General features: G+C 41.7%; 10 protein-coding genes and 1 other annotated feature. Of the genes, 1 reads left to right on the top strand and 9 read right to left on the bottom strand.

The window, feature by feature from the left end:
* Positions 1 to 114: 114 nt before the first annotated feature.
* From argH to ACFSY7_RS18715, 4 genes are all read right to left on the bottom strand, one after another.
* A complete protein-coding gene (gene argH, locus ACFSY7_RS18700) occupies positions 115 to 1491 on the bottom strand; it encodes an argininosuccinate lyase (protein ID WP_380149139.1) in 1377 nt (458 codons plus the stop codon).
* Positions 1491 to 2705 (bottom strand): argininosuccinate synthase, encoded by a 1215-nt coding sequence (locus ACFSY7_RS18705; RefSeq protein WP_126990141.1) that lies wholly within the window; start codon positions 2703 to 2705, stop codon positions 1491 to 1493. Before ACFSY7_RS18705 ends, argH begins: the two co-directional genes overlap by 1 nt.
* A 281-nt stretch (positions 2706 to 2986) precedes the next feature.
* Positions 2987 to 3733, bottom strand: a complete 747-nt coding sequence (locus tag ACFSY7_RS18710) for an SDR family NAD(P)-dependent oxidoreductase (protein WP_380149140.1) — start codon at positions 3731 to 3733, stop codon at positions 2987 to 2989.
* Positions 3720 to 4667 carry an MBL fold metallo-hydrolase gene (locus ACFSY7_RS18715; protein ID WP_380149142.1) on the bottom strand — a complete coding sequence of 316 codons (948 nt, stop codon included), beginning with the start codon at positions 4665 to 4667 and terminating at the stop codon, positions 3720 to 3722. Before ACFSY7_RS18715 ends, ACFSY7_RS18710 begins: the two co-directional genes overlap by 14 nt.
* 128 nt (positions 4668 to 4795) lie before the next feature.
* Positions 4796 to 5005 (top strand) — a binding site (T-box leader).
* Between the two features lie 45 nt (positions 5006 to 5050).
* Between ACFSY7_RS18715 and proC the strand changes: the two genes are divergently transcribed.
* Positions 5051 to 5857, top strand: a complete 807-nt coding sequence (gene proC, locus ACFSY7_RS18720; RefSeq protein ID WP_126990144.1) for a pyrroline-5-carboxylate reductase — start codon at positions 5051 to 5053, stop codon at positions 5855 to 5857.
* Between the two features lie 225 nt (positions 5858 to 6082).
* Here the strand turns inward: proC and ACFSY7_RS18725 are convergent, their stop codons facing one another.
* The 5 genes from ACFSY7_RS18725 to ACFSY7_RS18745 all read right to left on the bottom strand — a co-directional run bounded on the left by ACFSY7_RS18725 (position 6083) and on the right by ACFSY7_RS18745 (position 12563).
* Complete coding sequence (locus tag ACFSY7_RS18725) at positions 6083 to 6277, bottom strand: hypothetical protein (protein ID WP_126990145.1); 195 nt, start codon at positions 6275 to 6277, stop codon at positions 6083 to 6085.
* 94 nt (positions 6278 to 6371) lie between these two features.
* A complete protein-coding gene (locus ACFSY7_RS18730) occupies positions 6372 to 9440 on the bottom strand; it encodes an AAA family ATPase (protein WP_380149143.1) in 3069 nt (1022 codons plus the stop codon).
* Positions 9428 to 10594: an exonuclease SbcCD subunit D gene (locus tag ACFSY7_RS18735; protein WP_380149144.1), complete on the bottom strand. Its 1167-nt coding sequence runs from the start codon at positions 10592 to 10594 to the stop codon at positions 9428 to 9430. Before ACFSY7_RS18735 ends, ACFSY7_RS18730 begins: the two co-directional genes overlap by 13 nt.
* 86 nt (positions 10595 to 10680) lie before the next feature.
* Entirely contained in the window at positions 10681 to 12018 is a 1338-nt protein-coding gene (locus ACFSY7_RS18740) for a sodium-dependent transporter (RefSeq protein WP_380149146.1), read from the bottom strand.
* Between the two features lie 131 nt (positions 12019 to 12149).
* Positions 12150 to 12563, bottom strand: a complete 414-nt coding sequence (locus ACFSY7_RS18745) for a PaaI family thioesterase (RefSeq protein WP_380149148.1) — start codon at positions 12561 to 12563, stop codon at positions 12150 to 12152.
* Positions 12564 to 12756 lie beyond the last annotated feature (193 nt).

Below are 12756 nucleotides of genomic sequence, written 5' to 3' on the forward strand. Positions count from 1 at the left end.
AAAAAAATACCATAAAAAAAGCGAACACCCCTCTGGATGTTCGCTTTTTCGGAGCATATGTATGTTCCGTTTATCGGATTGGCATCCCCTCTGTGATACGTTCTCCAATGTTCACTACTTGCGTAATGCTTTTGCTTTATCTAATTGAATTTTCACTTGATCAAAGCCTGTACCACCAAGAGAATGACGACGTTTTACCGCAGCTTCTGGTGCTAATACTTCGTAGACATCTTCTTCGATTAAGTTACTGCCTTCTTTCATATCCGCAAGTGTTAAGTCTAATAAGTAGATGCCGCGTTTAATACATGTGAAAACAAGTTTCCCTGTCACTTCATGTGCTTCACGGAACGGCATGCCTTTTGCAGCTAAATAATCTGCAAGTTCTGTCGCATTTGAGAAGTCATTGTGAACGGCTGTATGTAGCACGTTTTTGTTGACAGTCATCGTACGAACCATACCTTCGAAGATTTTTAGCGCGCCGACAATTGTGTGTAATGTGTCGAACATGCCTTCTTTATCTTCTTGCATATCTTTGTTGTACGCTAGTGGAATGCCTTTTAAAACTGTTAGTAAGCCCATTAGATTGCCGTACGTACGACCTGCTTTACCACGAATTAATTCCGCCATATCCGGGTTTTTCTTCTGTGGCATAATGCTTGAGCCGGTTGAGAAGGAATCATCTAAGTCGATAAATTTGAATTCATCTGTTGACCAAAGAATGATTTCTTCTGCAAAGCGTGATAAATGCGCCATCATTAACGCGCCATTTGATAGGAATTCAACGATGAAATCACGATCGCTTACCGCGTCAATTGAGTTTTGATATACCGTTGAGAAGCCTAATAATTTCGCACTTAATTCACGGTCAATTGGGAAAGTTGTCCCTGCTAATGCCCCTGCACCAAGTGGTGAGATGTCGATACGTTTCACAGATTCTGTAAAGCGTTGTTTGTCACGCTCTAACATCCAGAAGTAGGTCATTAAGTGATGTGCGAACGAAATAGGCTGCGCACGTTGTAAATGTGTATAGCCAGGCGCTAATGTTTCCACATTATCTTCTGCTTGCGCGATAATTGCATCTTGTAAGCTTTCGATTAATGCAATGACTTCAACAACACGTTTTTTAAGGAATAAGTGCATATCCGTTGCGACTTGGTCATTACGGCTACGTCCTGTGTGTAGTTTACCGCCAACAGGTCCTATTAAATCGGTTAACATTTTTTCAAGGTTTAAGTGGATATCTTCATTTTCCACTTTAAACTTTAATTCGTTATGGTCTGCTTTAATTTTTAATTGTTCTAGGCCGCCCTTGATTGCCTCTACTTCATCGGCTTTTAAAATACCACATTCACCAAGCATCGTTACGTGCGCAATACTGCCCTCAATATCTTCTGTAACGAGTTGCTGATCAAAGCCAATTGAAGCGCCAAATTCATCTACCCAAGCTTCGGCAGATTTTTGGAAGCGACCGCCCCATGCTTTTCCGCTCATTAGTTTGTACCTACTTTTTTACCGTTCACGATAGCATTTACTTTCGTTGGAAGGCCCCATAATTCAATGAAACCTACAGCTGAGTTGTGGTTGAACTCATCATCTTTTGTATATGTTGCTAATTTTTCATCATATAAAGAGTTTGGAGATTTACGTCCTTCAACGATTGCATGACCTTTGAATAGGCGTACACGTACCGTACCGTTTACATATTGTTGTGTGTTTTTGATGAATGCTTGGATTGATTCACGTAATGGAGAGAACCATAAGCCGTTATAAATAAGCTCTGTTAATTGTTTTTCAACAACTGGTTTGAAGTGAGCTAATTCTTTTACTAATGTTAAATCTTCTAATTCTTTGTGTGCGATTAATAATGTGTGTGCACCTGGAATTTCGTATACTTCACGAGATTTAATCCCTACAAGACGGTTTTCAATGTGGTCGATACGGCCCACACCATGTTTACCAGCAAGTTCATTTAATTTTAAGATCATGTCAGATAGTTTGTACTCAACGCCATCTAATTTTGTTGGTACACCAGCTACGAATTCGATTTCGATAACATCTGCTTCGTCTGGCGCATCTTCGATTTCAACTGTTAAGTCGTACGCATCTTTCGGTGGTTTTGCCCAAGGATCTTCTAAAATACCACATTCGTTTGCACGGCCCCATAAGTTTTGGTCGATTGAGAATGGAGAGTCTAAGTTGATTGGAATCGGAATATTACGTTCTTTCGCATATTCGATTTCTTCTTCACGGCTCCAGCCCCATTCACGAACAGGTGCTAATACTTCTAAATCTGGGTTTAATGCGTTGAAAGCAACTTCGAAACGAACTTGGTCATTCCCTTTACCTGTGCAACCATGTGCAACAGCAGTAGCACCAGTTTGTTCAGCGATTTCAACTAGTTTTTTAGCGATTAACGGACGAGATAGTGCCGATACTAGCGGATATTTTTGTTCATACCATGTGTGACCTTGTAGAGACATTAATGCGAAATCATCTGCGAATTCGTCTTTTGCGTCGATTACGAATGATTCAACAGCGCCAACTTTTAATGCTTTCTCTTTTACGTGTGCAAGATCTTTCCCTTCACCAACGTCTAAGCAACAAGCAACTACTTCGTATCCTTGTTCTTGTAACCATGTGATGGCTACAGATGTATCTAAACCGCCTGAATAGGCAAGTACTACTTTTTTGTTTGTGTTTGTCATAATGTATTCCTCCAAAGCTGTAATGTTTATTTGTATGTTTATGCGTTTTTTTTTAATATTTATGCACTAATAATAGCATGCTATTTTTATAAGTGCAAGTGTATTTTTATAAATTTTTTCGAAAAACATCATTTTATGTAAAAACTTCTTAAATAGTAAGTAAATCAATGATTTAAGCGAGAATTTTTGTTCATTTCTTTTTAGTATTTTTATTTTTATACATATAAAATGCATAAAAGTGATTTTTTATACAATTTTAATGCATAAAAAATCACTTTTAATCATTTCCTATTAAATAGTGGTTTGCCAATTTTTTCAACAAGCCCTGGTGATAACGCGTATAATTTGCTTGAGATCCCCATATACCATGGTAAATTCACTTCACGTTTTCGTGTTTTTATTGTATGAATTGTCGCCTTCGCAACCGCTTCTGGCGCTAATAATACATTTTTCATCACTTTTCGATATGCGTTTGTTGCATCTGCATGGTCTAAAAATGGTGTATCAATCGGTCCCGGATGGATAACTGATACTGCAATTTTTTGTGCTGCCAGCTCCATGCGAAGCGCATTCGTATAACCGATCAATGCATGTTTTGTCGCTGCATACATACTCGCTTTCGGCGTCGCGACCTTCCCTGCTTGCGAGCCCATAAAAATAAATTGGCCTCCTCGCGTCATATGCGGTAATAATTCGCGCACAAGAATCGCCGGTGTCGCGACATTTAATTGAATCATTTCATGAATGGCCGCATCTTCTAACGCCGCAGCATACTCAAAAGTGCCAATGCCAGCATTAATAATCGCCACATCAATGTTTGGGAGTTGATCAACGAGTTGCTGCAGGGACGCTCGATTCGTTAAATCTGCCGCAATCGTCTCGAGTCGCTGCTTTTTTAATTGCTGTAGCTTGACCTCATTACGCCCAGTCGCAATCACGCGATGCCCCTGCGCATGTAGCTGTATCGCTAATTCAAAGCCAACGCCTGAGGTCGCACCGGTCACTAATACCGTTTTATACTTGCTCATAGCGCGCTACTCCCTCCTCGTCTAGTGTTCGTACTACAAGACCTTGATCCTCCAAATAATCAAGCTGTCCTAATGTCGACGACAATGTTAAGCCGAGCTCTGCCTGCATTTTTGTTGGATAAAAGCGTTTTGTAATCTCAAAAACAGATAACGGAGCATCAATTAAAGCATAGGCACGCATGGCACGCTGATGCTGTTTTTCTAGTCGTGTTGCTACAAGCTCGGTGGCATTCGTAATTACATTGCCATGCCCTGAATAGACACGCTCAAAATCATAGGACGCTAATTTTTTTAATGAGTCATTGTATTGTAGCTGTGATTTCGGGCGTGGTCCGGTCATGCCCATTGGTACTTCAACGAGTGGATTTGAGGCGATAAAGTCAATTAATAAATCGCCACCAAAAGCATAGCGCGCTTTTTCATCGACAAACATTAAATGACTTTGCGCATGCCCAAGCGTTTCAACTGCCACGAGATTTGGATGCCCTGGTAATGTATCCCCGTCTTTTATTATAGTAGAAAGTGGTGTCGTCCCCATATAATCGACCTCACGAATCATCTTATCAACCCAGCGATCATACAATTGTGGTACGCCCTCTTCAGCTAGTTGTTCTTTATAAAATAGGCGCTGATAATCAAAAAATGCTTTATCGCGGCGTAGCCAGTAATCATTATAGGCATGACCAATCACATCCGCCTTCACAAATGCATCTGTCCAGCCAATATGGTCTGGATGATGATGCGTTAAAATGACCTGTTCAATATCTTCAAAGCGATAATTTTGCGCTTTCAGGCCTGCCTCTAGTGCCTCATAGGCCGGCGGAAATTTTGTCCCAACATCGATGATGGATAATGTATCCCCTTTTATTAAAAATGAATTTGCTGTCCCTACCCCAAATGGTGTCGGTGTTTCAATGCGAATAATTTCTTCCATAATCCAAGTCCCCCTTATGTCACTACATTCTTATCATACCCGTTTTTTAAAGGGACGTCATTTTCTGATTATTCCAAATTCAACCATTGACTTCTATTTATCATTATGCTTATAATCATCACATATACATTAAGGCCAAGACAAAGACTAGTACATTACATCACTTCTCTAAAGAGAGCATCGTGCTTGCTGCAATCGATGTGTGAAGTCGTAGTGGAACCTACTTTTGAGCCGCTATGCAAACATAGCCGTTTCCTTAGCGATAACAAGGAATGAGGTGCGCTAGTTCAACTAGCGAATCAAGGTGGTACCGCGAATACAACATATTCGTCCTTTCGGATGAGTATGTTTTTCTTTTTGCTTAAAATGAAGGAGGAGACAATATGAAAAATATTTTATTTATCGGTGCAGGGTCCATGGCAGAGGCAATTATCCATGGCTTAACAGCACAACAAGTGATCGATGCAGCGCATATTTTCGTTACGAATAAATCAAACGAAGCGAAATTAACTCAATTACATGAGGCATACGGTATTTCAGCAACGTACGAATTAGCTGACGCCTTACAGCAGGCCGATTTAGTCGTTCTTGCGATGAAACCAAAAGATGTCAAAGCGGCACTTGAAAAAATCGCGGCACATATTCCAGCACAGACGCCTGTACTATCAATCGTGGCGGGTTATGCGATGGCATCGATTGAAGCCATTTTAGGTGCACGTCCATTAGCGCGTATTATGCCGAATACATCGGCACAAATCGCATTAAGCACGACAGGTGTTGCGTACAATGCGGCCGTTAATGATGGAACAAAACAAGCGATTACGACGCTACTCCAATCGATTGGTACCGTCATTGAAGTAGAAGAAGATCAGCTTCATGCGGTGACAGCTATCTCAGGTAGTGGTCCAGCTTATTTTTACTATGTCGTTGAAGCGATGAAGGAAGCCGGCTTAACGTATGGCTTAGATGAACAAACGGTGAAACAGCTTGTCGTTGAAACGATGGCTGGTGCGTCAGAAATGTTAAAGCGTGTTGATGAGGAGCCTCAATTACTGCGTAAAAAAATTACGAGCCCAGGCGGTACAACCGAAGCGGGCGTCAAAGCACTTGAAAAATTCAATGTGAAAGAAGCCTTCACGACATGTATTGCTGATGCGGAAGCAAAATCACGTGAACTAGCAAATAGTTAATAGACTATATAAAGAAACTGAGACAAAACACGTCATTTTTCTTTTTTAGCGTTCGCAATGAAAAACCGGAACTGTGCTATGGCGCGGTTCCGGTTTTCTTATGCTCATAGGAGCGGTTGTTACACGTATGTCAAAGCCTCTTTTTTATTAAAAAAAGCACATTCACCGTCTTTCATACGCTGAATGTGCCTGAGTACTTTATATGTTCGACGTCAACAAGACGCTTTATTTTTTCTTTTTAATTGTTTTCATACGGAATGTAAACAATGCCAAAATCAGAAAAAAGATCATTAATCCAAAATAAATTTTGTCATAGTTCGTTTGTTCAATTGCTGTAGTCGTCGCTGCTAATGCTGGATTACTTGCAAATACAATAAACAGCATAGCACTCGTAGCAAGTGCTAGTATATATTTTTCCATATCATTTTTACTCCTCAAAACGACTCGTATATCGTTTTTTATTTAACACTGCTATTTATGATACGCATTTCAAATTCGCAAGTCAAGAACACACCTAGTCGATATGGAACTTCGTATGACTGTAGCCCTCACGTAATTTTTTCACTTCAAGGACTGCCGGTATCGCCTCTTTTAAGCCCGCAACATGTGAAATAACGCCAATCATACGACCGGATTTTTGTAACTCAACAAGCGTATCAATCGCCTTAGCTAGTGCCTCTTCATCTAATGTCCCAAAGCCTTCATCAATAAACATCGTATCAATTTCGACTTGGCCGCGGTAGCTTTGAATAATATCACTAATACCAAGTGCTAAGCAAAGCGCCGCATTGAATTTTTCGCCGCCTGACATCGTTTTCACATCACGTGTTTGACCTGTGTAAGCATCGTAAATGTCTAAGCCAAGCCCACTTTGCTTGCCATGAGATTCTAAGCGCTCACTACGCTGTAATAAAAATTGGCCATTTGATAAGGGCTGCAAGCGTTCATTCGCCGCTTCGATAATTTGCTCTAAATATTCGATTTGTAAATAACGTTCAAAAGAAATGCGCTGCTCATTATTGCCTCGCAGTAGGTCATACAGCGCAATAATATGTGTGGCACGTTGTTCAAGCGCCTCAATTTGCGCACGATTTTCATCGAGTTGCTGCATAAGTGCCTGTGTATTTTTCACATAGCTTTTTGTTTGCTGCCAGTTCGTGAACAATTGCTCTCCTTGCTGACGTGCCTGCTGTAGCTGTGCCTCTATCGTCGCCATATCATGCGGCTTCTTGCCCTCTAAATGCTGGCGTTTTTCACACGCCTGTGTTGTTGCATACAGTTGCTGTGCAAATTGCTCAAGCTTCATGCGCATCGACGGCATTTGCGTAATAAAATGCTTCATCTCCGTATAGTGCTGCCCGTTGTCAAAATGTTCGAGAACACGCTCTTTAAAATGCTCCTGTGCTTCTTGAAGATTATGCACAGCTTCATCGATTTGCGTCGTTAAATGCACATGGTCATTTTTTGTTAGTTGCAGCGTTTGGGTCGCCTGTTCAAGCTGCTGACGTACCGCTTCTACTCGCTGCTCAAGCTGTATTTTTTGATGTTCAACAGCCGTTAAATACTGTTGTAATTCCGCTTTCGTACCGTATTGCTCCGGCAGTTGCTGCTGTTGCTCTTCTAATAAGACGGTATTGGTCTGAAGTTGTTGCTCCGTTACAATCAACTGCTGCTGAAGCGTTTGCTGTTGCTGTTCAAATTGCTTTAATTGCTGTTCGAGCTGTTGGAGCGTTTGCTGTTGCTGTTCTGCTTTCGTTTGTGCCTGCATTAACTGTGCAACCTGCGCCTTTATGTGCTCATAGCGTGTTGTTGTATACGTACGTGTTGTATCGATTGCCAGTGCATCACATGCTGCTGTGGCTTCATTTAGTTGTAGCTGTGCAGACTGCCATGCACTTTCCGCACGATAATACATACGTTGCGTTGCTTCATACTGCACGCGTTGCTGTTCGAGTACTTGCTCATCTACAGCGTCACTCAGCTGTGCATGAGCGGGATGATCTGCTGAGCCACATACTGGACACGCTTCCCCTTCTACTAGTTGCTGTGCTAATGTATACGCTTGATTACGCAGTGATATTTGATGCATCGTTTCATAGGCGGTTTGTGCTTGCTGCTGTTCCTTTTTTGCTTCTTGTAGCGCTTTTGCAAGTGTTTGAAGCTGTGTTTTTCGCTGCGTGAATTGTGTATAGGCGTTGACCTTTTTTTCCTCATCAAACAGCTGTTGTTGTAACATCGGCAAGGCATGAACGGCTTCCATCGCCTGTGTATACTGTGCTTTTTGCGTTTCGAATGTTGCCATGACCTGTTGCTGCTCATGATGGTTTTTTTGCACTTGTTGTTGGTGTCTTTGAAGCTGTTGTTGTAACGTTTGTTGACGTGCCTTTGAATCATCGACACGTTCATACATTGCGATAAGTGGCTGCCATGTTCGTAGCTGTTGCTCGAGTACCGGTAGTTGTTTTTTATCCTCGGTTACCTGTTGCCATTGTAGCGTTATTTCTTCATGCTTCTTGATCGCATCTGCAAGCTTCTCTTGTAATGCTGGCAACCGATTTTCTAATTTCTTCTTATGCTGATTTAATGTATGGAACTGCTCATCATAGGGCGCAAGCTGCTGTGCCTTTTCCGCAAAGTCATATTGTTTTCGCATTGTGTCGATTGCGGGCTGTTGCTCGTTCAACTTCGTTAATTCTGTTTTTAGATTCTGATACGTTGTTAACTCTTCGTTGAATTGACGAGCTTTTGCACGCATTTCCTGTAGAGCATTTTGTTTATCCATGGCCTCTTCATATGCTTGTTGCTGCCCTGGTAATAGCGCTTCATAATGCTGCTGTTCTTCCGCTAATGCTTGCACTAAGCGCGCTGTTGTAAAATGTTCCTGTGCTAATAGCTGTTCAAGTGAGCTCGCTTCGCGCAGTGGCAACGCTTGGTGAATGGTACGTACCGTATGTTGCTGAAGTGCCTGCGCTTTATCTAATGCTTGCTGCGCATCATTGCGTTTGTCTTTTAAGCGATGCACCATATCGTCATATTTCATCGTTTTAAAGATTTTACGTAATATTTCTTCTTTATTTGCTGTTGTTGATGTTAAAAGCTTTTGGAATTCTCCTTGCGGCAGCATGACAATTTGTTTAAATTGCTCTTTCGTTAAGCCAAGCAGCTCACGAATTTTATCGCTTACTTCCGTGGCCTTTTGCTGGTCAACGAGTGGCACATCGCCTTGATCCGTTACCTCATAAAGCTCAACTTTCCCCGGTGTTTCCGATTTATTGCCAGCTTTTTTATACGGTAGCTGACGATAAACGCGGTATGTATGGCCCTTCATCGCAAATAATAGCTCAACAGAAGTCGCTACTTTATCGTCAGCAAAATGACTACGTAAGCCTTTCACTTCACTGCGGTCCTCACCACTAGCTGCACCGTAAAGCGCATAAAAAATACCATCAAAAATGGTCGTCTTCCCAGCACCTGTCGTCCCAGAAATAACGAATAATTTCCGGTCACCTAACGCACGAAAATCAATCGTTTCACAGTCCTTATACGGACCAAAAGCGGTCATTTTTAGTTCTAACGGTTGCATTCGTAATTGCCCCCTTCACGTTCATTTTGTAGTTGCTCGGCTAAGAGCTCATTAAATAATGATAACGTATCATCCGGTATATCCCCCGGTAGCATTTCGGCATAAAATGCTTTAAACAAAGCAACATCATCCATTTGACGGCGTGATGTCGTCTGCTGCTTATCGTTTACATGAACGATTGTTTGACGCTCGACATGCATCGCATTTTTATAAATGCCACGAATTTTTTCCATCGGTGATAAAATCGGTTGCTCATCTAATAGCGTCACGAAAACATAATCATCGCTCGGCTCGCTCGCTAAAATATCGGCCATATACGCTTTAATGCGGCGCATATCACGTAGGGGCTGTAGCTCTTTTTTCGTAATCGTTGCTTGCTTTGTTGACAGCTCTACGACTAAATAGCCTTTTTTATGATGTTCCTCAGAAATCGAGTACTTCAGCGGTGACCCCGCATAGCGAATCGTTTCCTTGCCAACGAAATGGGCGCCATGTAAATGACCAAATGCTGCATAATCAAAGGCGTCAAAAAGCGCGGCATCAATGCATTCAGAGCCACCAATTGCTAATGGACGTTCGCCTTCACTATCCTTCTCTTCCTCTACACCACCCTTTGTTACAAAGGCATGGCCAACAAAAACATGGCGTGCATCTGCCTTCATTTTTGGGGTAATCGATGCCATAATCGCCTCCATCGCCTGCTGGTGTGTGCGAATGCTATCGTCATTCAGGACATAACGTACTTCGGATGGGTCCATAAACGGAATTAACCAGAAATACACTTCGCCCTCGTCATCTTGTAAGCACACTGGCTCACTGTCTGGGGTCCACTTCCCGACCATGTATAAGCCACTTTGTGTCATTAGTGACGTCGCAAAATCAATGCGACTCGCACTATCATGATTCCCTGCAATCGCAAGTACTGGAATATCGCGCTCGATGACGATTTTTTGTAGCGTATCATCTAATAATTGAATGGCCTCCGTTGGTGGAATGGAACGGTCGTATAAATCGCCCGCAATAATAATGGCATCTGGCTTTTCTATATCCACATGCTCGATAAATTGATTTAAAATATGACGCTGATCTGCCGTCATATAGACCGATTGCACAAGTTTTCCTAAATGCCAATCGGCGGTATGTAAAATTTTCATGCGTCCATCCTCCTCGAATGTTTGTTCTGATTCATATTATAGCAACAAAAAAAAGATAGCACCATGAACGGCACTATCTTTTCGAATTAGTGACTAGCGGTATACATTAGCACGATGGCGATAATGACCGGCACAATGAAGGTCATTAAAAAGCGCCATACGCGGTAATAACCTATTGAAATACGGCTACCGCTGAAAAATTCTTGCTCGACTAAGTTTTTATCCACTTTATGGACGATGAAAATCGCAATTAATAAATTGCCAAGTGGTAGCATAATATTACTCACTAAATAATCGGTTGCATCAAATACCGTTTTACCGAAAATCGTCACATCGCTTAATGTAGACGTTGATAATGCGGCCGGAATCGCAGCGACGAGCACAATAACACCTAGTAAAATCGTAATCATGCGGCGTGCATTTGGGAATTTTGCCTCAAATGCAGCAACGATAATTTCGTATAAGCTAAATGATGATGTCAACGTTGCAAATAAGAACAGCAAGAGAAAGATTGCAAAGAACACTTCACCAAATGGTAAGTGACCAAAAACAGTTGCGAGGACGACGAATAATAACCCCGGTCCTTCTGTTGGTTCAAGTCCCGATGCGAAAACGGCTGGGAAGATAGCAAGACCTGCTAATAATGAGACAAAGATGTTCATTAAAACGACAGAACCTGCTGAATATGGTAAACTTTCATCCTTTTTCAAGTAGGAGCTATACGTCACCATACAAGAGAAGCCGACTGCGAGCGCAAAGAACGATTGCCCAAGCGCATACAACACACCTTCACCGGTAATTTTTGAAAAGTCGGGTTGCAGGAAGAATTGTACCCCTTCCATCGCCCCGTCTAATGTTAATGAGCGAATAACTAAAATGATAAAGAATAAAAATAATAATGGCATCATAAATTTATTTGATTTTTCAATACCATTTTGCACGCCTAATGCGACCACAATGACATTTAATAATGTAAATAATGCGACACCTAAAATTGTAATACTAGGACTTCCGACCGTTTGATTAAACATGTCACCTGCTGAAACACCTGGTACGATGGCTTTGCCAGCTAATGCCTTCACAGTGTAAATTAAAATCCATCCACCTACTACACTATAAAACGATAATAATAGGAAACAGCCGATAACGCCGAATTTCCCAATCCATGTCCATAATGATTTTGGGGCTAATTTTTTATACGCAGAAATTGCTTCTTTTTGCGTGCTGCGTCCAATAATAAATTCTGAAATTAGCATCGGTAAGCCAATTAGTAATGTGAACAGCACAAATAATAAGAAAAATGCGCCACCACCATTTTCACCGGTCACATATGGTAGCTTCCAAATCGCTCCGAGACCAATCGCGGCACCTGCTGATGCCAGAATAAAGCCAAGTTTTGTTGACCATTGACCTTTTTGTTGCATAAAAACTCCTCCAAACTCTGCTCTAGCCGGAATAATCCGGGTTCACCTTACTCTAGCAGGCTCTCCCACTAGCCAGATGAACAATCCTATTCTAACATTAAGGACACTAAAAAACAGAGATTTTAAGAATTTTAACGTACCGGGAATGTCATTAGGCTTGTGATCACATCGCCAACGAGCTTGCCCTCCTGTGTAATTTCGACTTCGCCGTAAAGCATCGTGCGCCCACGACGTTTTAAACGAGCCGTAAAAATAGCGGTACCTAAATGAATCGGACGATGGAAGGTCGTCACTAAATTCACACTCGTAAACGTATAACCTTCTTCCATTACAAGCGCTCCCGCATAGCCAATTGCGACATCCGCAACCGCAGCCGTAAATCCTCCAAGCGCAATACCTGCTCGGTTTAAATGTTGTTCCTCAATCGTCCATTCACAGACGACTTCATTCGTTGCCATATCCCCACCAATCACCTTTACCCCCAGTAAACGCTCGCTTTCTGGAATATCAATCTTCCCATCTATTACATCTTGAATTGTCACCATCAAAAATCCCCCTTTTTACTTTCTTAACATCATTATATGCTCGAAAAGACGCATTTGCACGCAAAATGAATAATCATTCATAGTTTTCATATGACGAATTGTAATATTAAGTGCACCACTCAAAATAAATAAAAAAAGACCCATTCAATATGAGCCTGTATAATTAAAGTTCCTACACCAAAATCAACAGGGG

The sequence above is a fragment of the Kurthia populi genome (assembly GCF_042686175.1).
Lineage (GTDB): Bacteria > Bacillota > Bacilli > Bacillales_A > Planococcaceae > Kurthia > Kurthia populi.